Below are 24556 nucleotides of genomic sequence, written 5' to 3'. Positions count from 1 at the left end.
TCATTTCACTTTGAAGGAAAAACTGCCGGTAATCGGGTGAGTGTCCGAAGAAACAGCGCGCCATTCGACCTTGTAAGTGCCCGTGGTCAAAGGCGCTGCAGGCGTGATGATCATCGTCTTCGGATCACCGCCCGCGGCAACGGCTGCCTGTACTCCCATGGGTGAATTCGGCATTCCCGGCATGTCGGTCATGATCAGTTTTGCCCCCGAAAACTGGGTCGTGAGTTGCTCGGAAAAGTGCAGTTCGATGGACGCAGGCGCCATGCCATCCGCACCTTCCGCTGGTGTAGATGAAAGGAGCTTAGGGTGTGCCTGCGCAACGGCGCTCAGCAACAACCCGGCGGTCAGCGCGAGCGTTACAGCGGTGGGTTTATGGAATGGCATGCAAGACTCCTCACAGCAAGCGCTGTCAGTTCGAGGTTTTAATAGGGAGTGGATAACGCGTCCGTGGAAGCACTGAATCAGCGTCACAGGGCAGGTGCACGATGTCATAGGCGCAAGGATCGCGCGATTACATTTCAGTCAGCTTGAAAGGGGTCTTATGGATATAGGCATGCCGGGCGGATTGCCTACCTTCATTCATACCAATTACGTATTTATCAATGCCCAGAAAATGCATGACGATGGTTTTTTAGCACCCTCAAGATCGGGCACTGAACATCCATAGCTATTGACCTAATCGCCTACACAGGGTCCCAAGGTGGGCGCTTGGCCGCTTGCTAATAAATTACGTATGATACGTAATATTCTAGTGTTTCAGTACGCTACGAATCTCACCAACCACCTGCATCGTAGCGGCTTCGATCGTGCCTTCGTTACGACACAACACCCAGCCATGATCCGCCACCGCCCGCTCAAACGCCTGGTTACAGGCAACTTGCTCTTCCAGTTTATGAATCACCGTACTGCCCAGCCCACGTGAGCGTGCCGCCGCCCTCGCCCATGAAACTTCGGGGTCGGTGACCACCCCGACATGCAGGTCCGGCACGCGCACGTTGCGCGCCATGTTCAACCGCAGAATCTCTGCAAACGGGACTGTCCGGCGAAACGCGGCATCGGAGGGATACCAGCGATCTATGAGGATGATGCTGCCCGGCGGCTGCTTGGGCAGCACGTGCTGCGAAATCCAGGCCCGGCTATCCGCCAGGCGCGCGCAAACCTGCAGCTCCAGCTCCTGGCTGGGATGCCGCACGAGCCTGTTGACCAGGGCCATCGTTTCCCCCCTGAAGGGATCGCTTTTCTTTTCGCAAAGGCGGATCACCGTGTTGTTGTCGGCCCTGAGCGCTTGAGTGATGGCCTCCAGCAGTGTGGTTTTGCCGGTGCCCTTGGGCCCATCCAGAGAAACGAATAGCGGTCGGTTCATGCTTCACATAACGATTGATTGGGGGGTTGGCGCAACTGCGCCGATACTAAAGCGAATCGCCGGAGGCGGCTAAACAATATGGGCATAAACGCCATATCTGCGGTGGATGCTGTTTTGCAGACATTGTTTGCAGATATGCCCGCTGCATCAAAACGTGTTGCACGCTATGTTGGTGGCCCTATTCGAACCCAACTGCCATGGAGAGCTGTCATGGTGATGCTCTGCCGCCTCAGTTTGCTGATCCTGGTCGCCGGCACCCTGCTGGGCGATATCGTGGTCGCCAGCGTCGGGTTGGCGGCCCTCTGCGCCGCAGCCGTCTATCACAACGTCCAGCAGGACACCCCGGAAGAAGAGCCTCAAGAGCCTGGTTTCACGGCGTAACAGCAAAACCGCCGACCCCATGAAACCGGCGGATTGCACCAACGCCGTCTAGGCTGGATACGTCAGGGCGGGCGCAACGGCGTCAGGCAGTGCCCTCCACAACGTCCCTAGCCCTGTCAGGACCACGACCATGAGACGACGTCGGTTACTGCCCCTGCTCACCTTGTGCTGCACCACCGCCTCCACCGGCACCGCCCTGGCCGGTGGCATCCTCATCTACGAAGCCGGCCAGGAAGGCAACGGCCTGGCCAACGCCGGCGCCGCAGCGCTGGCCAGCGACCCCAGCGTGCTGATGAGCAACCCCGCCGCCATCACTCAGCTCAAGGGCACTCAGCTCAGCGCCAACGCCCAGGTGATCCTCGGCAATATCCGTTTCTCACGTGACAGCGCCAACCAGTTCGACGGCAACGAAGGCGGCAACGCGCTGCAGTACCTGCCCGGCGCCAGCCTGTTCGTCAGCCACCAGCTCGACGAGCGCGCCACCCTTGGCTTCGGCATGTACGGCAACTTCGGCCTGGCGCTGGACTATGACGATGACTGGGCCGGCCGCTATTTCACCCAGGAAGCGGCGGTGATCGGCGTGTCATTTCAGCCCACCCTCGCCTACAAGTTCACCGATGACCTGTCGCTGGGCATCGGCCCGCGCATCCTGTACGGCTTCTACCGCACCGAAATGGCCATCAACAACAACCTGCTGGGCCTGGCCGACCGGCCGGACGGCCAGCTGGAGTACCAGGACACCGACGTGGGCGTGGGCGTGAACCTTGGCCTGCACTATCGCCTGTCCCCCGCCACCCAGCTGGGCCTGGCCTACACCAGCAAGGTGAAGCTCGAATTCAAGGACAAGCCCCACGTCACCGACGTCAGCAACCCCTTGCTCAATATCGCCTTGCGCCGCCTCGACGTGAGTGAACTGGAGCTGGACATGAACGTGCCGCAGACTGTGCTGCTGAGCATCGCCCATGACCTGGACCCGCAATGGAAGCTGTTGGCCAGCCTCGGCTGGCAGGACTGGAGCGAATTCGGTGATATCGGCGTGGAGGTGGACAGCGATGCCGGCGGCAATGTCAGCCGCAGCGTCGATCGCAAGTACAAGGACACCTGGCACGCCTCCCTCGGCACCCAGTACCAGGCTACCCCGCGCCTGCGCTGGAGCGCCGGGGTCGGCTACGACAGCTCGGCGGTGGACGACAGCGACCGCACCGTCGACAACCCCATGGGCGCCACCTGGCGCCTGGCCACCGGCGTCAACTACCAGCTGCGCGACGGCCTGGACCTGCACCTGGCCTACACCCTGATCTGGATGGGCGACATGGACGTCGAGCAGACCAAGGCCCGCTCGGGCGACAGCCTCTCCGGCAGCTACCGCAACGCCGCCCTGCACATCGTCGGCGGTGGCGCTACCTGGCGTTTCTGAGCGTGCTGTCGTATCGGGTGATAAAGGCTCAGCTGGCGAACGCCACGATAATCGGCCCGCATACCGCCAGCAGCACGTTGGAGATCGCGTAGCAGACCGTGAAGCCGATCACCGGCGTATGGCTGCCGGACATCTCGATGACCTTGTTCATCGAGGCCGCCTCGGTCTGTGCGCCGGCCAGCGCGCCGAGCAGGATCAGCGGGTGCAGGCGCAGCACGTAGCGCCCGAAATACAGGGCCACCAGCGGCGGCAGCAGGGTCACCAGCATGCCCGACAGCAGCAGCGCCAAGCCCTGCTCGCGCATGGCCTCCAAGGCCGCCGGCCCCGCCAACAAGCCCACCACCGCGCCAAACGCGGTCAGGCCGAACTCGGAAAACGCCCATTGCGCCGCCGGGGGCATGCCGCCGATGTCGGGGTGGCGCGAGTTGTACCAGCCGATCAGCAGGCCCATCAGCAGCACCCCGCCACCGACGCCCAGCTCCACCGGGATCATGCCGATGTGGGTCGAAAGCATACCCAGCAGCGCGCCGCCGACCATGCCCAGGCTGTGCACGGCGATGTCCGACTTGTGTGTGCGCTCGCGTATGCGCCCCAATGCGCCCGCCAACGCCTCGATACTGGCCGTGCGCCCGGTCAGGGCAATCACGTCGCCGCGCCGCAGCACGGTATTGGCCAGCAGCGGCAGCTCCAGGCCCTGGCGGCTGACGCTGTCGATGAAGCAGCCCATGCGCCCTGCCCCGGCCAGTTGCTGGCGGATCTGGCGCACGGTCTTGCCATGAAAGGCCCGGGCGGTGAGGACGATATCGGCCGAACGGGTCGGGAATGAAAGTGGCCGCGGGTCGTCGACCTCCGGCCCGACCATCGCCGCCAGGCCCCCGACCGCTTCGCGCAGGGCATAGATACCGAGGATGTCGCCAGCCTGCAGCACCAGGGCGGGATCGCGTTCGAGCACCTGATCGCCGCGCACCACCCGCTCCACGCTCAACGAGGGGTGCAGGCGTTCGATCGCGGCAATGCTCGCGCCGGCCAGCTCCGCGGCCTGCAGGCGATGGGCGCGGACCACGATGCGTGTGTAGGGAATGCTCAGCACCTCGTCCTGGTTGTCGATCCCCAGCTCTGCCTCCAGCGCCCGGGCCGCCTCGCGCAGATCGACCCGCAGCAGCCAGGGGGCGATGGTGCCGACGAACACGATCAGGCCAACGGTGCCGAACAGGTAGGTGATGGCGTAGGCGATGGCCATGTGGCTGTTGAGCTGCGCCTTGTCCGCATCGGCCAGTGGCAGGTGGGCGATGGCACTGCTGGCCGTACCCATGATCGCCGTGTCGGTGAGCGCGCCGGCGCCAAGGCCCGCCGTGAAGCCGGCGTCGAAGTGGAACACCAGGTTCATCAGCAGGATGCTGCCCAGCGCCACCAGGCACAGCACCGCCGAAAATAGCACCAGCTTAAGGGTGCCGGCGTTGAGGCTGCCGAAGAACTCCGGCCCGCTCTTGAAACCGACCGCGTAGATGAACAGCACGAAGAACACCGATTTCAGGGCCTGCGGCACCTCCAGACCGATCTGGCCGATCAGCAGGCCCATCAGCAGCGCCCCGGCCACAGAGCCCAGGTGGAAGCTGCCCAGCCGCACGCGGCCCAGCAACATGCCCAGGGCGATGGCGAGGAACACCGCGATTTCCGGGCTCGAGCGCAGTGCCGCAAGCAGGAAGTCGATCATCGCTGCGTATCCTTGGGCTCAGCCGCAGGCGCGCTGTACCACTGCTCCTTGGGCACCACCTTGTCCTGCGCGGGGTCCCCCAGGTAGTGCGGCGACATGATCTGCACGCCGTACTCGTTGAACACATCCTGGATATTGGCGTGCAACAGGGTCAGCAGCTCGGCCCGCGGTCGGGGTTCGCTGGGCACGGCCTGGGCCACCAGGCGATATTCGGGGTAGAAGTCCGACAAGGCGGTCTGGAACACTTGCGGGCGGGGTGTGTCGAGCACCCCGTCGGTACGCCGCGCGGCCTCCAGCAGCATCGCCTCGACCTGGCGCCAGGGCGTGTCGTAGCCGATGGTGACCGTGGTATCGACCACATAGCCCTGGCCCTGCACCACCCGCGAGTAGTTCTTGGTCACCGCGCCGGTAATCATCGAGTTGGGCAGCGTCAGCACCTCGCCCAGCCCGGTGCGGATGGTGGTGGTGAACATGCCCAGCTCGGTCACCGTGCCCTCGTGCTCGCCAATGCGCACGTACTCGCCGGGACGCAGGGTGCGGGTATAGGTGAGGATGAGCCCGGCGGCGGCCTGGCCGACCACACTGGTGGCGCCCAGCGAGATCATCAGGCCGATCAGCACCGACAAGCCCTTGAACGCTTCGGTGTCGGCGCCCGGCAGGTACGGGTAGGCCATGGCCAGGGCGAACAGCCAGATCGCCAGCGAAGTCAGCCGCGTGGTGGGTTGCAGGGTTTCCTGGGTCAGCCAGCTGATCGAGCCCGGCCGCGCCAGGCGCTCGAGCAGGCGCTTGCTGAAGGCGCTGATGCCACGGGCGATGAAGAAGATCAGCAAGGCGATCAACAGGCCCGGGATGGCATCGACAATCCCCGTGAGCACATGGCGCAAGAGCCCCAGCAGGTAAAGGTTGAGGCTTTCACCCCAGGGCCGGGTATAGGGGAAGCGCTGCAGCACGAAGCTCAGCCATTCGTAGGTCAGCAGCAGCACCAGGGTCCAGCGCAGCAGCGCCAGCAGGCGCCGCAGCAGCGGGTACAGGTTGCTGGAATCGACCAGTTGCGTGTGGCCGATGCGCAAGGCGCTGGCGTGCTTGCGCACCCGTTGCGGCAGCCAGGACAGAGCCTTGTGGTGCAGCCACACACAAAGTTTGACCAGCAGGATGTAGACCAGCGTGGCGGCGGCGCTCAGCCCGGCGGCCATGAGCAGGAAGCGCGGGCTGCGCGCCTGTTGCGCCTCGTCGACCACCTGACGCAGGCGTTGCGCCGCCGCCTCGGCACCCTGGCGGACATTGAGGTCGCTACCGACCATATCCTTGGGCGAAACAATGAAAGCCCGGCGATCACCGAGCAGCACCAGGAAGCTGTCCTGAATGGCGTCCACGCTGACCGTGCCGGCCTCGCCTTCATCCAGCCGCTCGTTGATGACCGCCTCGGCGCGCCGGGCCCGGGCCGCAGGTGCTTCGCCCAGCAAGGTGGCGTGGAACACCATGATGCTGCGGTTGGCCACCTTGAGTTCGGCAGGCTCGGCCGTCGCGACGACGTCTTGCTCGACGGCCTGGCTGCCCAGGCTGATCAACATCACAGCCAGCAGAAACACGCCTGCGACGATTCGCTTGAGCATGGGCCCCTCCGCTTGATCATCCATTATCTGGATCTGGCGCCGGGCCTTGCTCCACCCACTGCCAGAACAGCATGTAGCCGATGGCCAGGATCACCGGGCCGATGAACAACCCGATGATGCCTTCGGCAACCATGCCCCCCAGCGCACCGATCAGCACCACCGGCATCGGCACATCCACCCCGCGCCCCAGCAGCAGGGGCTTGAGCACGTTGTCGACCATGCCGGCCAGCACGCTGTACACGGCAAACACCACGGCGCCGACGCTGGCGCCCTCGGTAAAGAACACAAAGGCCACCACCGGCAGCGTGATCAGCAACACCGGCAACTGCATGATGCCCAGCAGCAGCACCAGAATGGCCAGCAGGCCGGCGCCGGGGATGCCCATCAGCACGAAACCGAGCCCCACCAGCAGCATCTGGATGAAGGCAATGCCGACCACGCCCTGGGCCACCGCGCGAATGGTCGCGGTGCACAGTTCGGCGATCAGCGGGCCGCGCTCGGCGCCAGAGATGCGCGTGGTGATCTGCACCGCGCTGCGCTCGCCGTTGTCGCCATAGGCCATGACCACGCCCGACAGGATCAGCGCGCCGATGAACAGCAAAAAGCCGGTGCCGACCCCGGCCAGCTTGCCCAGCACCACCATGCCGATGCCCTTGAGGTGCGGGGTGACGCTCTGGATCAGGCTGGTGGCATCGGTGGCCGCCTGTTGCCAGAAGCCATACAGCGGCGGCCCCACCAGCGGCCAGGTGGCCACCACCGGGTTGGCCTGCGGTACATGCCAGGCCCCGCTCTTGAACAGCTCCATCGCCGCGTGCACCGACGCGGCGATGGAATCGCCCAGCAGGTAGATCGGCACCATCAGGATCAGCAGCGTGACCAGGATGATCAGGCTGGCCGCATGCCCGCTTTTCAAGCCCAGCCTGGCGCGCAAGCGCCCATGCAGTGGGTAGAAAGTGATGGCCAGGATCACCGCCCACAGCATCAGGCTCAGGAACGGGCGGAACACCGCAAAGCAGGTGACCACCAGCGCAGCCACCAGGCCTGCGCGTATCAGCACGTCGAGCAAAGCCCGGGACAGCTTGAGCTCGTTAGGCAAAGGCAACATGGGCCACCTCCTGGTCGGTGGCGGGGCAACGCCCACCACGGGTATCCAGCAGCCTAGTACGGCACCGGCAAGTCGCAAACGGCGACAGGGCGCAGGATAAATTGCGTCTTCTGGCATCAGATCAATGCACTGCAATATCAATCCGGTATCATCCGCGCCATTCAACCGTTCGTTTGATAGTGGAGTCGTGCGTGATGAAAGTTCTGACGTTGTTCGGCACCCGCCCAGAAGCCATCAAGATGGCGCCATTGGTCAGGGCCCTGGCCCGCACCGAGGGTATCGAAAGCATCGTCTGCAGCACCGGCCAGCACCGGCAGATGCTCGACCAGGTCTTGCAGTTGTTTGCCGTGCCGGTGGACCACGACCTCGATGTGATGGTCCCGGGGCAAACCCTCAATGGCCTGTTCGCCCGCCTGATGACCCGTATCGACGCCCTGCTCGACGAACTCAAACCTGATTGCGTGCTGGTGCATGGCGACACCACTACCGCCGCCGCCTGCAGCATGGCGGCCTTCCACCGCGGCATCGCCATCGGCCATGTCGAGGCCGGCCTGCGCACCGGCGACCTGGCCCAGCCCTTCCCCGAGGAAATGAACCGCCGCGTGGTGGACGTGATGGCCCGCTGGCTGTTCGCGCCCACCGTCACCTCGCGCAACAACCTGTTGCAGGAGAACCTGCAAGGGCAGATCCACATCACCGGCAACACCGTGATCGATGCCCTGGACCTGATCCTGCAGAAGCTCGACCGCGAACCCGAGATCGGCAAAGGCTTCGCCAGCCGCTACCCGTGGCTCGACGCCAGCCGCCGGCTGATACTGGTCACCGGCCACCGCCGGGAGAACTTCGGCGAGGGCTTCCGCCAGATCTGCCAGGCCCTGGGCGAACTGGCCAAGCGCGACGATGTGCAGATCGTCTACCCGGTGCACCTCAACCCCCAGGTGCGCGATGTGGTCATGAGCGTGCTGGGCGACAACCCCAACGTGCAGCTGATCGACCCGCTGGACTACCTGGAATTCGTCTGGTTCATGCAACGCGCTCACCTGGTGCTGACCGACTCCGGCGGCGTGCAGGAAGAAGCCCCGCACCTGGGCAAGCCGGTGCTGGTGATGCGCAACACCACCGAGCGCCCGGAAGCCGTGGCGGCCGGTACGGTCAAGCTGGTGGGCACCGACAGCGCGCGGATCGTGCAGGCGGTGCAGGGCATGCTGGATGATCACGCGCTCTATGCCCAGGTGGCGCGCAGCGTCAACCCTTATGGCGACGGCAACGCCAGCGAGCGCATCGTCAATGCCCTGCTGGGCCGCCCGTTCACGCCCTTCCAGGTGCGCTGAATTACGCACAAGCGTCAATAAAACGGCGACGTCATTTCATCTGACGTCGTCGGTCGAATTTTCTTACAAAAAAGCATCAAAATATTGACATGGGCACTTTGATATTAGAGAGTACGCATCCGATGTCTTGACGAAGTGGCATCGCGCTCGAACGACCGTTTGACAGCGTTCGCTTCCCCCCTCGTCACTGATTACCCGTATACCCACGCGAAGACCTGCGCCTTAAAACGCCTGTCGGCGCACACGTTTGCACGCCCGCTGAGCGCTGCCAACGCCACTGAACCTTCAAGGACTAGATCGTTGAGCCACACGACTCGCCGCTTGCAGTTCGCCGTTCTGGGCACTGCCCTTACCTCCCCGCTCCTTGCCCATGCCACCCCTGCCAGCGATGCCCTGCAAGCGCTGATGGCCCAGGACTGGGTGTCACGCAGCGTTTCGCTCAAGGACCTGGGCATCACCAACCCAGTGGTGCTCGACCAGGCCGACAACCGCCAGGCGTTCTTCCTGCCGGTGCCCAAGGGCGTGGCGATCAGCGATGCGCAAATCGAGCTCAAGGGCCAGTTCATCAAAGGTGAAGAACAGCCTGCCACCCTGCGCCTGGCCGTCGATGGCCAGCCCCGTGTGGCCGAGCGTGTCAACCGCGCCGAAGGCGACCTGAGCCGGACCCTGGCAGTGGACAGCGGCAAGCACGCCAGTGGCTTCGTCAGTTTCAGCCTGGACTGGAGCTCGCCGGTTTCGGAGGACTTCTGCGCCCCACCACGGGCCACCGCCAACGTGCTGACCCTGTCGCCACAGACGCGCCTGAGCTACCGCTACTCGATGTCGGCCCTGGGCAGCCTGGCCGAAGCCTGGAGCAGCCTGCCAGGTGAGCCGGTGATTCTGGTAGCGGGCGGTGCGCTCGAACGCAACAGTTTCGACAGCGCCTGGCGCCTGGGCGTGGCCCTGGAACGCAGCGCCCGCCGCGCCCAGGTACGCGCCTTGCCGCAAGTCGGCGACAGCGTGTCGCTGACCGGCATCGAGGTGCCGGCGGCCCTGGCTAGAGTCCCGGCCTTCGCCGCCCTGACCGGCCAGGCCAGCCACACCCTGGCCAGCCCGGCCGAGCTGGGTGCCCTGCTGCTGCTCGATGCCCCGGCGATCCGCGCCGACCTGGCCGTCGCCGACAACGCGCTGGTGGCACAGCTCAACACTGCCCTGGACGCCCTGGCACAACAGCTGCAGGACGACCAGGCCGCCCTCGCCGCCCTGGCACAATGGCGCAAGCAGAAGGCCAGCCTGGCCACCGGCGCCCTGCCCAGCCAGCAACTGCAACTGCTCAGCCTGGGCCGCCAGGCCCTGGTGGCCGTGGCTGCCGATGCCGGCGCCAAGGCCGCCGGCGTGTTCGACGCGAGCTGGCGCAATGTGCTGGTATCGCGCGAGGCGCAGGTCAAGGACGTGGGTGATGCGCTGCGCAACGATCACGGACATCTGCGCCTGAGCGCCCTGGGCGGCAACTTCGGCACCTTCGATGTGGTCAGCCGCGGCGAATGGACTGCCACCTTCCCGCTCAGCGCCGTATCGACCAATGGCCGCATGCCAGGGGAACTCAACCTCGACCTCGCCGCCGCGCCGGGCGCCTCGCCTACCCCGCCGGTCGCCTCGGTGATCTGGAACAACGTGCTGCTCAACGCCGCGCAACTGGATGCCGATGGCAGCCCCGAGCGCTTGAAGGCGCGCATCCCGGGCTACGCCCTGGGCGTCACCAATACCGTGCAGGTGCGCTTCCAGCGCCAACCGAGCTCGCCGAACTGCGCCGAGATCCCCCAGGCCTACCCGGTCAACGTGCTGCCCAGCAGCTACCTGAGCTCGGCTGACGCCGAACCCGACGGCACCTTCATCGGCCTGCTGCCGCTGCTGGCCGGCAAACCCCAGGTGATCGTCGACCAGGCCGTCCTGCAAGCGCCGGTGGCCAACCTGGGCAAACTGATCCGCCTGGCCAGCGCCGCTTCGCTGTCGCCGGTCAACGCCGAGCTGGTGCTGGCCGACGGCAAGGCCGAGGTCGCGCCGTCGCGGCCGTTCCTGGCCGTGGATGTGCAACTGCCGGGCGCCAAGCCGGTGCTGGGCGTCGCCGAGCTGCAACGCCTGCAGGCCCAGGGCAACCAGCAACTGGCCCTCGACCTGCAGGGGCCGCAAGGCCTGGGCACCTTGTCGGTGGTCGATTCCAGCGGCCAGCACGGCGTGCTCTGGAACAGCCTGGGCAACCCGGCCATGGTGCCGCAGGTGCCGTTCCTGCTGACCCAGGGCAATGCCGTGGTGATCGGCGAGCAAGGCCCGTTGACCTGGGTCGACACCACCGACCCGGAACTCAACCTGGCCGGCACGCCGTTCCACCAGTGGCGCAAGCAACTGGTGTGGGCGCTGCCCACCCTGTCCGGCATCGTCCTGCTGCTGGTGCTGCTGGGTGTAATCGCCCGCCGGCTGCGTCTGAAGCACAAAGGCAAGTAAGCCGGGGTAAGCACGCATGTTCTCACTCTATTGGCCGTACCTGCTGGCAGAGTATTACCGGGGGCTGGAGATCGTCACCGCCGTCGTCGGTGTACTGATCCTGCTGTCCAGCCTCGATGACCTGTTCATCGATATCTGGTACTGGGTGCGCCAGACGTACCGCAAGCTGCTGATCCGCCGCAAGCGCTACCAGGCGCTGACGGTGGAGCAGCTGCGCGCCAAGCCAGAGCAGCCGCTGGCGATCATGATCCCGGCGTGGCTGGAGTACGACGTGATCGCGCCGATGCTGGAGAACATGGTCGGCTCGCTGGACTACAAGAACTACTACATCTTCGTCGGCACCTACTGCAACGACCAGCGCACCATCGACGAGGTGGAGCGCATGCGCCGGCGTTACAAGCAGTTGATCCGCGTCGAAGTGCCCCATGACGGCCCGACCTGCAAGGCCGACTGCCTGAACTGGATCATCCAGGCGATCTTCGCCCAGGACGCGCGCATGCCCGAGCCCTTCGCCGGGATGATCCTGCACGACAGCGAAGACGTGCTGCACCGCCTGGAACTGCACTACTTCAACTACCTGCTGCCACGCATCGACTTCATCCAGCTGCCGGTCACCTCCCTGGAACGTGACTGGTACGAACTGGTGGCCGGCACCTACATGGACGAGTTCGCCGAATGGCACACCAAGGACCTGGTGGTGCGCGAGAGCATGTCGCGCATGGTGCCCTCGGCCGGCGTCGGCACCTGCTTCTCGCGCAAGGCGCTGCTGGAGCTGTCGGCCGAGACCAACAACCAGCCGTTCAACACCGACACCCTCACCGAGGACTACGACATCGGCGCACGCCTGGCGCGGCGCGGCATGAAGCAGATCTTCGGCAAGTTCCCGGTGGACTACGTGGCCAAGCGCACCACCTGGTTCGGCAACGGCAAGGAAAAGATGGTGGCCGTACACATGCCCCTGGGCGTGCGTGAGTATTTCCCCGACACCTTCCACACCGCCTACCGGCAAAAGGCCCGCTGGACCCTGGGCATCGGCCTGCAAGGCTGGAGCCAGGTGGGCTGGGAAGGCTCGCTGGCGACCAAGTACCTGCTGTTCCGCGACCGCAAGGGCCTGATCACTTCGTTCGTCGCCATCCTCGCCTACGTGTTGCTGTTCCAGCACCTGATCTTCCTGGGGATCAGCGCCACCGGCCACTGGAAAGTGTTCTTCCCGTCGGTGTTCTCGCCCAACAGCCTGCTGCTCGACCTGATGTGGGCCAACACCCTAGCCCTGAGCCTGCGCATCCTGCAGCGCGCGTACTTCGTCGGCCGCCTGTATGGCTGGGAACACGCCCTGCTGTCGGGGCCGCGGATGATCATCGGCAACTTCATCAATGCCATGGCCGCGGCACGCGCCTGGCGGCTGTACCTGGGCTATCTGTTCCTGGGCAAGAAGCTGGTCTGGGACAAGACCATGCACGACTTCCCTTCGGCCGACCAGTTGCACCAGCAGCGCCTGCGCCTTGGCGAACTGCTGCTGTCGTGGCGCGCCATCGACGACGACATCCTGGCCCAGGCCCTCAAGGCCCAGGCCGAAGAACACAAGCCGCTGGGGCAGATCCTGCTCGAGCACGGCTACCTGGATGCGGACACGCTCAACGAGGCCATCCTGTTCCAGCAGGAAAACGGCGAGCCTGCAGCGTCCTTCCCCGAAACCAAGCCCGCTACGGCGGCGAACAAGACCCAGGCTGCCGCACTGACATGACCCCCGCTCGCCCCGCCATCCTGTTGTTCGGTGCCTGGCTTGCCTGCGCCAACCTGCCCACCGCCCTGGCCGCCGAGGTGCCGCTTGAAGGCGTGGCCTGGGAACAAGCCGACCAGGCTTACCGCAGCTACCAGTCGGGGCGCTACCGCGATGCCCTGCAACAGGTGGATGCTGCCCTCAAGCTGCGCCCGGACGTGGCCCGGCTGAACCTGCTCAAGGTCTACACCCTGCAGAAGCTCGGCCGGCGCAATGAAGCCCGCCAGGCGGCGCAAAGCGCGCTCAAGCGCGGCGTGCGTGACCCCGGCCTGCAGGCGGCAGTGACCAACCTGCAGCAAAATGCCCCGGCCGCCAGCGGCCCGGCACCTTCGGCGGCCTACCAGCGCGGCTTCCCGCTGGCGACCAAGGCCTACGCGGCCTACAACGCCGGTGACATGGCCGCCGCCGAGCGCGATGGCGAGCGAGCGTTCCGTACCGACCCAAGCCAGGGCGCCTGGGCCCTGCTCTGGCTCGACAGCCTGGAGGCGCAGCAACGCTGGGCCGATGCCGCCACCGCCGCCGGCACCGCGATCAGCCTGGGCGCCCCCAACACCAGTGACCTGGAAGCCCGCCGCCAGACCCTGAACCGGCGCATGGCCGTGCGCCCGGCCGAGCAGGCCTATCAGGCGCTGATTGCCAACCGCCCCGGCGATGCCGTGCCGCTGGCCCGCGAAGCCGTGCGCCTGGCGCCGGACATCGCCAGCCACCGCCTGCTGCTGGTGACCGTGCTGCTGCTGGACAACCAGCCCGCCGCCGCCGAACAGGCTGCCAACGAAGCGCTCGAAGCCGATGACGAAAGCACCGTGATGCTGGTAATGCGCGGCTACCTGCGCCAGTACCAGGGCAACGCCCAGGCGGCCGGCAGCGACTTCGACAGCGCCCTGGCCCAGGACTGGCTCGACGAAGAGCAGCTGCGCAACGTGCGCCTGATCGCCATCGACGCGGCCCTGGCCGGCGGTGACAAAGCCCGCGCCACGGCCCTGCTGGCACCCATGAACGCCAGCGACGAGGCCGTGGGCAAACGCCAGCAGGCCCTGGCCGATGACCGCGCCCCGGCCACCGCGCTGAACCTGAGCAACTACCCGGCGCCGCGCCAGTCGTGCCAGGACACCCCCTACGGCACCCAGTGCGAACTGCTGCCCGCCGATGCCGGCGGTGCCGCCGGCCCGGCCTCCGAGGCTTATGCCGCCTATGCCCGCCAGGATTACCAGGAAGCGATCGCCCAGGCGCGCAAGGCTGTCGAACAGGACCCGGACAACCTCGAGTTCCAGCGCCTGCTCACCACCGCCCTGGCGGCCGGCACCCCGCAGCAGGCCGCCGAAGCCGAGCAGCGCCTGAGCGACGCCATCGCCCGAACCCCCAGCGATGCCGAACTGCTGATGCAGCGCGGCTACCTGCGCATGCGCACGGCCCAGCCCGCACGCGCCCGTGAGGACTTCCGCGCCGCCCGCGACACCGGCAAGGCGCCGAAGACCGTGATACTCGACGAGGCCTATGCGCTTTCGGCCATGGGTGAAAAACCGGCCGCCGTTCGCCAGCTCAAGCACGCCATCGACATGGACGATGCCGGCACCCTGAAACTGGACGAACAGCAGCGCCACAACACGCGCAGCGCCATCACCGCCTACGACCGCGAATGGGGTGCAACCGTGACCGCCAGCTACCGCGGCGCGCGCCCGAGCACCACCATCGCCAACGCCGGGCAAAGCTCGGCCGGCGACTCGATCTTCAGCACTGCCGAGCTGTACTGGCGCCCCAGCCAGTTCAATGACCAGAACGGCGTGCTGGAGGTGTATGGGCGCCTGAGCAACACCCTGTGGGATGAAGGCGGCAAGTTCCGCTCCAACGGCGCGGTCGATCCCTGCACCAAGCAGACCCTGGATGGCGGCGGGGTCAGCGATTCGCAGTCGGTGACCGGCTTCCCCAGCACCATCGGTGCCCTGGGCGTGCGCTACACCCTGTCCGACACCGGTTTCACCTTCGGCATCGAGCGGCGCTTCCTGCTGGGCAGCGCCACCCGCGAAGGCACCGCCAACCCGGGCAAGAACACCGATCGCTGCGATTTCCAGACTGCCAGCCAGGCCTCCGGCATGAACGGCGCGCTGCTGCGCTACAAGCTCAAGGACAGCGCCGGCGGCTGGCTGACCTACGCCACCTATGGCTTCTACCGCGGCACCGAACTGCGTTTCGACGAACGCAGCTGGTGGACCGTGGACGCCTATTCGCAACTGGGTTATTCGCTGGAGGACAACCCGGCCAAGTGGACGGTCTATGACGTCGATACCCGGGGCTCGCGTACCGAAGCTCAGGCCCAGGCCGACGGCCGCCTGAAGCGCGAACAACTGTTCCTCAGCAACGAAATCCGCCTGGGCCGCAGCTACAAGCTGCTGCCGGACGTCGTGATGTTCCCCCATGTCGTCGGCGCCGCCGACTGGATCTGGCAGAAAGACCAGGCCACCGGGCTGCACGGTGCCACAGGCAGCAACGCGATCATGGCGGCGCAGCTGGAGGGCCAGAGTTTCTCCCTGACCCGCGACCAGGGCTCCTGGTCCATGGCCGCCGGCCCCGGCGTTGCCCTGCGCTACTACTTCCGCGAAGACCATTACCATACGCCCCGCTCCTACCTGGACTGGACGGCCCAATACCGCTTCGCCGTCGGCGGTGGTGCCTCCGACCGGGCCGAGGGCCTGTTCATGAACCTGACTCTGTCGTATTGAGGACCACTGCCATGCTGCCGTCTTCTGTGCTCACCCGCTCTTTCAAAGGCCTCGCCGCCAGCCTGCTGGCTGCCAGCATCAGCTTTGCCATGCCAGCCCAGGCCGATGACTCGTCGATCGTGCTGCGTGGCAACGACGGCTGGCTGTTCCCTGGCTGGGGCAGCCTGACCGAGGTCGACAGCCGCGGCATCGAAGCTTCCACCGCGCTGATCAAGGACGCCCAGCAGGCCCTGGCCGCGCGCGGCGTGCAGTTGCAGGTGCTGGTGCTGCCCGACAAGACCCGCTTCTACCAGGACAAGCTGCCCGCCGGCAAAGCCCTGAGCCCTGCCGTGCAGCAGCGCTACCAGACCATCCTGGCCAGCCTGCGCAAGGCCGGCATCAGCGCCATCGACGACGAGGCGGTGCTGCGCCAGCTCAAGGACGCCGGCAAGGACGTGTTCTACCGCACCGACCAGCACTGGACCCAGGCCGCCGCCGACGCCACCGCGCAAGCCACCGCCGAGCAGGCCCGCCGCGATGTACCGGCGCTCAAGGGCACTGCCGGCAGCGGCATGCAGCTGGGCAGCGAGTTCAAGGAACGCCGCTACGGCGACCTGGCCGAGCGCTTCCTCACCCCCGAGCAGCGCAAGCAGACCGGCCGTGAAACCTTCACCGTGCGCCGTCAGGCTGCGGCCAACGGCCTGCTCGACGACGCCCCGGCGCCGCTGCACGTGACCGGCCACAGCATGGTGCAGCCGTACTTCGGCTTCCCGCAGAAACTGTCCAACAGCATCGACCGCCCGGTGTCGGTGAACTGGAAACCCGGCAACGTCGGCCAGTGGATCATGCTGCTGGAGTACCTGGAGTCGGCCGACTTCAAGCGCAACCCGCCGCAAGTGCTGGTGTGGCAGATGTTCGAACCCACCTACGCCCAGGGCCCCCAGGCCAGCGGCCTGTGGGACAACGCCTCGATCATGAGCGCCGACAGCTGGCGCCAGCGCCTGCGCGCCGCTGCCGGAAAGTGAGCCATGGCTGAACAGGCGACCCCCGTCACCCCTTCGCACCGTGGCTACACCGCCGCGGTGATCGGCCTGTTGCTGCTGGCCCAGGCCTGTGGCCTGTGGCTGCTGTTCAACAGCAAGCTCGATGCCGCGCAGCTGCAGCCGGCGGCCTGGTTTGACGGCGAGGCCGGCAAGGCCCTGGGTGATGCGTTGCAACCGGCGCTGCAGAAAAACGCCGACACCCTGAGCGCGGCGGTACGCTATCGCCTGCTCGGCGACCTGGGCGACCAGGTGGTGCAGGGTTGCCCGGGCTGGCTGTTCTACCGCGACGGCCTGCGCGCCCAGGCCGGCGTCAACGGCGCCTATGAGGCGCGTCTGCGGCTGATGCAGCACTGGGTCGGGCAACTGCGCAGTCAGGGGCTGCAGGTGCTGCTGGTGGCGGTGCCGGACAAATCCCGTATTGAGAGCCAGGCCCTCTGCGGCCTGCAGCAGTCGGCGCAACTGCAGGCGCGCCTGGGCCAGTGGCAAGCCAGCCTGGCCAGCCAGAGCGTGCCCTATGCCGACCTCGGCGCGGCCCTGGCCCATGGCCCGCAAACCCCGCCACAGTTCTTCCGCACCGATGTGCACCTCAATGCCGACGGTGCCCAGCGCGCCGCCGATGCCGTGGCCGCCAGCGCCCTGGCGCTGCTCGATGGCAAGCGCGACCAGGTGTTCACCAGCTCCCAGGTTGGCGCGGCGCAACCGCGCATGGGCGACCTGATCGTGCTGGCCGGCCTCGAACACGCCGCCAGCGCCTGGCGCCCGGCCGTGGAAGACGAACACCCGCAGCAGATCCAGGTGCAGCGCGGTGGTGGCCTGCTCGACGACACGCCTGAAGTACAGGTGCTGCTGGCGGGCAGCTCCAACGGCCGGCGCAGCGCCTTTGCCGAACGCCTGGGCCGCAACCTTGGCCAGCAGGTGTGGAACCAGAGCCTGGACGGCGGCCAGTTCAGCGGTGCGCTGCTGGCCGCGCTGGGCAAGCGTGAGCGCTGGCCGGCCAGCCTCAAGCTGGTGATCTGGGAATTCTCCGAAAGCGCCCTGTCGCTGCCATTGACCGCCGACGAGCGCGCCGTGCTGGCAACGCTACCTGAACCGCAGGCCGACCATGCTCTTTAACTCCTACCTGTTCCTGCTGCTGTTCCTGCCGCTGACCCTGGCCGCCCACTACCTGATCGCCGCCCGCAGCCTGCGCGGCGCCGCGCTGTGGCTGTGCGCGACCTCGATCGTGTTCTACGGCTGGTGGAACCCGCAGTTCGTGCTGCTGCTGATCGGCTCGATCGCCTTCAACTACCTGGTCAGCCTGGCCATCCTCGGCACGGCCGGGCGCTCACGCCTGCAACTGCTGATCACCACGGCCGGGGTCGGCGCCGACATTGCGCTGCTGTTCCACTACAAGTACTTCGTCACCCTGGTGAACTTCGCCCAGGACTGGGGCCTGGCCGGCACCCGCCTGGACGACATCATCCTGCCCCTGGGCATTTCGTTCTTCACCTTCACCCAGATCGGCTTCCTGCTCGACTGCCGCGCCGGCATCGTCAAGGAACGCAGCCTGCTCAGCTATGTGCTGTTCGTGACCTTTTTCCCGCACCTGATCGCCGGGCCGATCCTGCACCACAAGGAAATGATGCCGCAGTTCGCCCAGCCGGATAACTACCGGTTCCGCGCCGAGAACCTGAGCATCGGCGGCATGCTGTTCGTCATCGGCCTGGCCAAGAAGGTGCTGCTGGCCGACCCGATCGCCCCCTATGCCGACGCTGGCTTCGCCGACCCTGGCAGCCTCGGCTTCTGGGCGGCGTGGGGCACCGGTATCGCCTATGCATTGCAGCTGTACTTCGACTTCTCCGGCTATTCGGACATGGCCTTGGGCCTGGCCAAGATGTTCGGCATTCGCTTCCCGCTGAACTTCAACTCGCCGTACAAGGCCAGCAACATCATCGATTTCTGGGCCCGCTGGCACATGACCCTGACCCGCTACCTGACCGCCTACCTGTATTACCCGGTGGCCATGGCGGTGTCGGAGTGGCGCGGCAAGCGCGGGCTGCCGGTCGGCACCCAGGGCGCGGCGACGCCGGGCGGCTTCGCCGCGGCGATTATCCTGCCGACCACCTTCACCATGGGCCTGGCCGGTATCTGGCATGGCGCCGGCCTGCAGTTTTTGATCTTCGGCCTGCTGCATGCCGCTTACCTGTCGATCAACCATGCCTGGCGCATCTTCGTGGTCGGGCGCAACAGCAAGGCCAGCCAGCACCCGCTGAAAGTGGCGGGTTACGTGCTGCTGACCTTCGCGGCGGTGATCGTTGCCCAGGCCTTCTTCCGCGCCGAGTCCACCCATGATGCCGTGCTGCTGATCGAGGGCATGTTCGGCCTGCGTGGCCTGGGCAGCCTGCCCGAGGTACTGTACCCGGCCGGGATCGCCTGGGGTGACGCCTGGCGCCTGCTGGTGGGCCGCCACCTGGAGGCGCTGCACGTACTCGCAGTGCTGGCCGTGGCCTGGTTCCTGCCCAATTCGCAACAGATCATGGGCGGCTTCTCGCCGTCCCTGGGCCGCGCGCAGCTCGACGGCCCGGCCGCGCTGCGCTGGGCGCCGACCCTCAAATGGCTGCTGATCATGGCGCTGCTGCTGGCGCTGTGCCTGATGAACCTGCACAAGGAAGCACGCTTCCTGTACTTCCAATTCTGACTCCGTGGAGTGATTGACATGAGCGAACAAGCCCTCAAGCAACAACTGGCCGAAATCATCGAGAACGTGATCGGCACCCCGGTGGCCCATGACGACCTGCTGATCGAGTCCGGCCTGGTCGATTCGATGACCGCGGTGGACATCGTCATGGCGGTGAAGAATGCCTTCGGCTGCAAAGTACCGGCCACCGAGATCGACGAGCACCTGGAGTCGCTCGACGCCCTCGCCGCCTTCATTCAGAACAACCGCTGAGCCTGCACAGGCCACCGCCCAGGAGAGTGCCGGATGCACTTCGATTTCGACCGCTGTGAGTTCGCCGACTGCCACCAGGGCACCGATGCCCCTGCCCTGCGCGACGCCCATCGGGTACTGGACTGGGCCGGCCTGCAGGCGGCCGTCGAGGCCTGGGCGCTGCGTGCCCAGGCGCAGGGCATCCTGCCCGGCACCGCGCTGGTACTCAGCGGCCACAAGCAGATCGAATTCGTCGTGGCCATGCTCGGCTGCCTGCGCCTGGGCGTGACCTATGTGCCGCTGGACAGCATCAACCCGCCGCAGCGCCTGCAACGCATCATCGAGCTGGTGGGCGCCGGGTATTGCTACGACGCCGAACACGACCAGTTCCGCGCCGGCATGGCCTGCGCCGCACCGCTGGCCGAGGCGGGCCTGGCCTACATCATGTTCACCTCCGGCAGCACCGGCGACCCCAAGGGCGTGCAGATCGGCCGCGACAGCCTAGCGCTGTTCGCCGGCTGGATCCGCGACTGCCTGGCCCTGGGCGAACGGCCGCGGTTCATGAACCAGATGCTGTTCAGCTTCGACTTCTCGCTGTTCGACCTGTGCGGGGCGCTGGCCCTGGGTGGCCAGTGCGTGCTGTGCCCGCGCGAGGTGATCGGCGACCCCGAGGGTTTCGTCGACTACCTGGCCGACAGCCAGGTACAGGTATGGGCCTCGACGCCGTCCTTCGTCCGTCAGCAGTTGCTCAATGACGCCTTCGACACCCGCCACCTGCCGGCCTTGCGGGTGTTCGTGTTCGGTGCCGAGTCGCTGACCCCGACCCTGGCCAACCAGCTGTGGGAGCGCTTCCCCGAGGCGCGGATCATCAACTCCTACGGGCCGACCGAAGCCACCTGCTCGACCACCTGGATCGAAATCCTGCCGCCGCTGGAAAACGCTACCCAGCCGCTGTCCATCGGCCGGGCCAAGCCCTATGCCGAGCTGTTCCTCGACGACGGCGAGCTGTGCATTGCCGGTGACCACGTGATGCGCGGCTACCTCAATCGCCCGGACCTGAGCGAGGCCGTGCTGTTCCAGCACAACGGCAAGCGCGCCTACCGCAGCGGCGACCTGGCCGAAATCGACGCGCAAGGCCGGGTGTTCTTCCATGGCCGGCGCGACGACCAGATCAAGCTCAATGGCTACCGCATCGAGCTGGGCGAAGTGGACGCCGGGCTGGCCAGCCTGCCCGGGGTCGACAGCGCCGCCACCATTGCCCTGCGCCGCCCCGACGGCGCGCTGGTGCGCATGGTCGGCTTCATCGAAACCCCCGGGCACCTGCCGGCGGCCACCCTGGGCCCGTTGCCCGAGGCCCTGGCCGACTGGAAACAGCGGCTGGCAGGCAGCCTGCCGTCCTATATGATCCCGTCCGAACTGCTGGCCTGCGGCCGCTTCCCCGGCACCTTGTCCGACAAGGTCGACCGCAAGCGCCTGGCCGAGCTGTACCAGCAAGCCCGGGTAAAACGCCCCAAGGAGACTGTATGAAAACCCTCGCCCTGCTCACCGGCGCCCTGCTGCTTGGCAGCGCACTGCCCACCGTCGCCCAGGCCGAGGGCAAGCTGGCCCAGCTGTATGCGCCGCGTCCACCGGCAGGCTCGGCGTTCGTTCGCGTGCTGCAGCCAGCGGCTGGCGGCGTGCAGGTGCAGGTCGGGCACAACCCGGCGCAGCAACTGGCTGCCGGCCAGCTGGCCAGCAGCTACAACGTGGTCAAGGGCGGCGAGCCGTTCAGCGTGCTGATTGCCGGCAAGAGCGCCGGCACCCTCAGCGTGGCCGCCGACAGCTACCAGAGCCTGGTGCTGCACGATGGCAAGCTGCTGGTGCTGGACGACAGCGCAGCCAGCGACGATGCCCTGAAGGCCGAGCTGCGGCTCTACAACCTGGCCAGCGACTGCCCGGCCGGCCAGTTGAAGGTGCAGGACGGCCCGACCCTGTTCGCCGACGTGCCTACCCAGACCAGCCAGGCACGGGCGATCAACCCGGTGAGCGCCACCTTGACCGCCGGCTGCGGCGCGGCCCAGGCCAAGCCACTGGCCTTGCCGCAGCTGCAACCGGGCGACCACTACGCACTGTTCCTCACCGGCAGCGCCGCACAACCGGTGCTGCGCGGCGAGCTCAGCAGCACCGCACCCTACACCCGGTAAACCGCCATGCGCCCACTCTTTCGTGACGATCACCTGCTGTTTCGCGACCAGGTTCGGCGGTTTGTCGAAGAACGCATCCTACCCCACTACGCCGACTGGGAACGTGAGGGCATAACGCCCACCGCGCTCTGGCGCGACGCCGGTGCCCAGGGCCTGCTGTGCCCGGCGCTGCCCGCCCCCTATGGCGCCGATGGTGACTTCGGCCATGCCGTGGTGGTGATCGAGGAGCTGGCCCGGGCCAACTGCCTGGGCATCGGCTTTTCGATCCATTCCGACATGGTCGCGCCCTACCTGTACAACCTCGGCACCCCGGCGCAGAAAGACCGCTGGTTGCCGGCCATGGCCGCCGGCGAACTGATCGGCGCCATCGCCATGACCGAACCCGGCGCCGGCAGCGACCTCAAGGCCGTGCGCTGTCGCGCCCGGCGTGACGGCGAGCACTATGTGCTCAATGGCCAGAAGACCTTCATCACCAATGGCGTCAACGCCGGCCTGATCATAGTGGTCGCCAGCACCGAGCCCGACCTGGGCGCCCGCGGCCTGTCGCTGTTCTGTGTCGAGGCGGGCCTGGCCGGCCTGAGCAAGGGCCCGGCCATGGCCAAGATCGGCCAGCACGCCCAGGACACCTGCGAGTTGTTCTTCGACGAACTGCGAGTGCCCGCCGACTGCCTGCTGGGCGAGGAAAACGCAGGCTTCGAATACCTGGGCCGCGAGCTTGCCCGCGAGCGCCTGGCCATCGCCCTGCGCGCCGCCGCCCATGCCGAGGGCATGCTCGAGCAGACCCTGGCCTATACCCGCGAACGCAAGGTATTCGGCAAACGGGTCAGCGACCACCAGCACAACCGCTTCATCCTCGCCGATGCCCGCTCAAAGCTGACCATGCTGCGGGTGTTCCTCGACGACTGCACGCGGCAGCTGATCGAGGGCAGCCTGGACCCAGTGGTGGCGGCCATGGCCAAGCTCAATGCCAGCGAAATCCAGGGGCAGATCCTTGACCAGCTGCTGCAGCTGCACGGTGGTTATGGCTACAGCAGCGAGTACGGTATCGGCCGGGCCTGGGCCGATGCCCGGGCGCTGCGCATCTTCGGCGGCACCAGCGAGATCATGCGCGAGATCATCGGGCGCAGCCTCTGATTCAGCTGCGCAGCCAATCCTCACGCAGCCTGCGGGCGCGCGGGTCATCCCCCAGCGCCCACGGGTCGAGGGCGAACGCCACGACCTGCTCGGCGCCGGTGGTGCGGGCCCACTCCAACTGCCGCTGGACCCGGGCGTAATCCGCCGAGCGTGCCTTGAAGTCGGTGCCGTCGTTCTTCTCCGACGGCAACTGCTCGAACAACTCCACCACCACATCGAAGGGCACCTTGCGCCGGCGCAGCTCCAGCAGCAGGGGCTCGATGGCCTGCAGGTTGGCCCAGCCGGCCACACCCACGCCATCCTGCACCACCGGCCGCAACGCGGTGGTGTCGAGCAGCGTGCGCCATAGCTGCAGCAGCGAACCCTCGGTGGGCAGCACGCTGTGGTAGGTGGAGATCGACGGGATGCGGTCGCTGTGCTGTTGGGTGCTGGCAGACATCGCCGCCAACCAGCCGGCCAGGCGCTGCTGGCTGTCGGCGCTGGCCCAGTGGTATTGCTCCAGCTCGTAGGGGATGTACCAGCCGGCGAAGGCGCGGTGCTGCGGCCAGGGCGCAGCCGCCATGTAGGCCTGCGCCTCGCCCAGGGCCTTGGCGAAGAACTGCGCCTGCTCCTGCGCGTCTGCCGACAGCGCCTGCCACCAGGCATTGTCGAACGGCAACCCGACTTGTACCTGCATGCCCTCGTCATGGGCGATGTCGAAGACGTTGCGCAGCATGTCCTCGGGAATCATCCACGGCGATTGCCCGCCGATCAGCCCGACCCACTGCAGCGTCACCGTGCGGCAGCCCATGTCGGCCATGGCCGTCAGGCGCTGGCGCCATTGCTGCGGGTTGAGGTCGGCGTGGCTCTTCCACAGTTGCAGGAAGCTGCCCTGCAGGCCGGTGGAACGTGTGCAGCCCGGCAGGCTGGCGAGGATCGGCGCGGTGGCCAGCAGGCACAGCAGGCTGCGGCGGCTGAGGGTGGGAGCGGAAATGGTGAGGTCCTTTTCGTGACGTGGTGCTGGAACGCAGCAGCCTACCTTAAATCGTCACCGATGGCTGGCGCAGTGATGAGAGTCAGCGCTTGTGCTTTTTTCCGTGATTGCACAGCCAGGGTGTGGCGTCATCCCGCGCAGGGCACATTTGTACTCCCGGCACGTGAACGGGCGTCGAGTTAATCCAACTGCCAATACCCAGGGTCGCTGCATTAACACACATATATATTAACTACCTGAACAGAACCTGAAGCGCTTCAAACTTAAACAAAATTACATCTTCATTCATGAAGTTTTACTGTCCTTCACACTTATTAAAATTGTTTCACACAAACACGCACCCCTCTCCCATCTGCGCGATTGAAAAGTCAAACCTTGGCATGGACAATAGCCGCAAGCGCGCTGCACGCCATACCCTGCAAGCCTTTCGGCAG

General features: G+C 66.3%; 18 protein-coding genes and 1 pseudogene. 13 read left to right on the top strand and 6 right to left on the bottom strand.

Going from position 1 to position 24556, the window contains the following annotated elements:
• Entirely contained in the window at nucleotides 1-384 is a 384-nt protein-coding gene (gene copC / locus F6X61_RS18635) for a copper homeostasis periplasmic binding protein CopC (protein WP_153787859.1), read from the bottom strand.
• A 364-nt stretch (nucleotides 385-748) separates the two neighbouring features.
• A complete protein-coding gene (locus F6X61_RS18630) occupies nucleotides 749-1363 on the bottom strand; it encodes a dTMP kinase (RefSeq protein ID WP_153787858.1) in 615 nt (204 codons plus the stop codon).
• 210 nt (nucleotides 1364-1573) lie between these two features.
• Between F6X61_RS18630 and F6X61_RS27015 the strand changes: the two genes are divergently transcribed.
• Nucleotides 1574-1744 carry a hypothetical protein gene (locus F6X61_RS27015; RefSeq protein ID WP_178125848.1) on the top strand — a complete coding sequence of 57 codons (171 nt, stop codon included), beginning with the start codon at nucleotides 1574-1576 and terminating at the stop codon, nucleotides 1742-1744.
• A gap of 130 nt (nucleotides 1745-1874) precedes the next feature.
• The gene (locus F6X61_RS18625) at nucleotides 1875-3161 is read left to right on the top strand and encodes an OmpP1/FadL family transporter (RefSeq protein WP_153787857.1); all 1287 of its coding nucleotides are present in this window, start codon (nucleotides 1875-1877) and stop codon (nucleotides 3159-3161) included.
• Nucleotides 3162-3189: 28 nt separating this feature from the next.
• Here F6X61_RS18625 and aspT read toward each other — a convergent pair whose 3' ends face one another.
• The 3 genes from aspT to F6X61_RS18610 are packed head-to-tail and all read right to left on the bottom strand — an operon-like array spanning nucleotide 3190 to nucleotide 7593.
• Complete coding sequence (gene aspT / locus F6X61_RS18620) at nucleotides 3190-4875, bottom strand: aspartate-alanine antiporter (protein WP_153787856.1); 1686 nt, start codon at nucleotides 4873-4875, stop codon at nucleotides 3190-3192.
• Nucleotides 4872-6488 carry a mechanosensitive ion channel family protein gene (locus F6X61_RS18615; protein WP_153787855.1) on the bottom strand — a complete coding sequence of 539 codons (1617 nt, stop codon included), beginning with the start codon at nucleotides 6486-6488 and terminating at the stop codon, nucleotides 4872-4874. The genes aspT and F6X61_RS18615 overlap by 4 nt, the downstream gene beginning before the upstream one ends.
• A 16-nt stretch (nucleotides 6489-6504) precedes the next feature.
• A complete protein-coding gene (locus F6X61_RS18610) occupies nucleotides 6505-7593 on the bottom strand; it encodes an AI-2E family transporter (protein WP_153787854.1) in 1089 nt (362 codons plus the stop codon).
• A gap of 194 nt (nucleotides 7594-7787) precedes the next feature.
• Here F6X61_RS18610 and wecB point away from each other — a divergent pair, with 194 nt between their 5' ends.
• The 11 genes and pseudogenes from wecB (at nucleotide 7788) to F6X61_RS18555 (ending at nucleotide 23149) form a co-directional block, all read left to right on the top strand.
• Complete coding sequence (wecB, locus tag F6X61_RS18605; protein ID WP_153787853.1) at nucleotides 7788-8924, top strand: non-hydrolyzing UDP-N-acetylglucosamine 2-epimerase; 1137 nt, start codon at nucleotides 7788-7790, stop codon at nucleotides 8922-8924.
• Between the two features lie 300 nt (nucleotides 8925-9224).
• Entirely contained in the window at nucleotides 9225-11405 is a 2181-nt protein-coding gene (locus F6X61_RS18600) for a hypothetical protein (RefSeq protein WP_218575543.1), read from the top strand.
• A gap of 16 nt (nucleotides 11406-11421) precedes the next feature.
• Nucleotides 11422-13068, top strand: a pseudogene (locus F6X61_RS18595) (glycosyl transferase family protein); the annotation flags it as partial.
• A 77-nt stretch (nucleotides 13069-13145) separates the two neighbouring features.
• The gene (locus F6X61_RS18590) at nucleotides 13146-15902 is read left to right on the top strand and encodes a tetratricopeptide repeat protein (RefSeq protein WP_153787851.1); all 2757 of its coding nucleotides are present in this window, start codon (nucleotides 13146-13148) and stop codon (nucleotides 15900-15902) included.
• 11 nt (nucleotides 15903-15913) lie between these two features.
• The gene (locus F6X61_RS18585; protein ID WP_153787850.1) at nucleotides 15914-16906 is read left to right on the top strand and encodes a twin-arginine translocation pathway signal; all 993 of its coding nucleotides are present in this window, start codon (nucleotides 15914-15916) and stop codon (nucleotides 16904-16906) included.
• A gap of 3 nt (nucleotides 16907-16909) precedes the next feature.
• On the top strand, nucleotides 16910-18037 hold the full coding sequence (locus F6X61_RS18580; RefSeq protein ID WP_153787849.1) for a cell division protein FtsQ: 1128 nt from the start codon (nucleotides 16910-16912) through the stop codon (nucleotides 18035-18037).
• Complete coding sequence (locus F6X61_RS18575; protein ID WP_153787848.1) at nucleotides 18027-19601, top strand: MBOAT family protein; 1575 nt, start codon at nucleotides 18027-18029, stop codon at nucleotides 19599-19601. The genes F6X61_RS18580 and F6X61_RS18575 overlap by 11 nt, the downstream gene beginning before the upstream one ends.
• Nucleotides 19602-19619: 18 nt before the next feature.
• A complete protein-coding gene (locus F6X61_RS18570; RefSeq protein ID WP_153787847.1) occupies nucleotides 19620-19853 on the top strand; it encodes an acyl carrier protein in 234 nt (77 codons plus the stop codon).
• Between the two features lie 33 nt (nucleotides 19854-19886).
• The gene (locus F6X61_RS18565; RefSeq protein ID WP_153787846.1) at nucleotides 19887-21359 is read left to right on the top strand and encodes an AMP-binding protein; all 1473 of its coding nucleotides are present in this window, start codon (nucleotides 19887-19889) and stop codon (nucleotides 21357-21359) included.
• A complete protein-coding gene (locus F6X61_RS18560) occupies nucleotides 21356-22015 on the top strand; it encodes an alginate O-acetyltransferase AlgF (RefSeq protein WP_153787845.1) in 660 nt (219 codons plus the stop codon). Before F6X61_RS18565 ends, F6X61_RS18560 begins: the two co-directional genes overlap by 4 nt.
• Before the next feature lie 6 nt (nucleotides 22016-22021).
• Nucleotides 22022-23149 (top strand): acyl-CoA dehydrogenase family protein, encoded by a 1128-nt coding sequence (locus tag F6X61_RS18555; protein WP_153787844.1) that lies wholly within the window; start codon nucleotides 22022-22024, stop codon nucleotides 23147-23149.
• Nucleotide 23150: 1 nt separating this feature from the next.
• Here the strand turns inward: F6X61_RS18555 and F6X61_RS18550 are convergent, their stop codons facing one another.
• Nucleotides 23151-24026, bottom strand: a complete 876-nt coding sequence (locus F6X61_RS18550; protein WP_256671382.1) for a DUF4434 domain-containing protein — start codon at nucleotides 24024-24026, stop codon at nucleotides 23151-23153.
• Nucleotides 24027-24556: the final 530 nt, after the last annotated feature.

The organism is Pseudomonas sp. EMN2 (assembly GCF_009650555.1).
GTDB lineage: Bacteria > Pseudomonadota > Gammaproteobacteria > Pseudomonadales > Pseudomonadaceae > Aquipseudomonas > Aquipseudomonas sichuanensis.
This window is presented reverse-complemented; position numbering and strand designations above follow the sequence as displayed.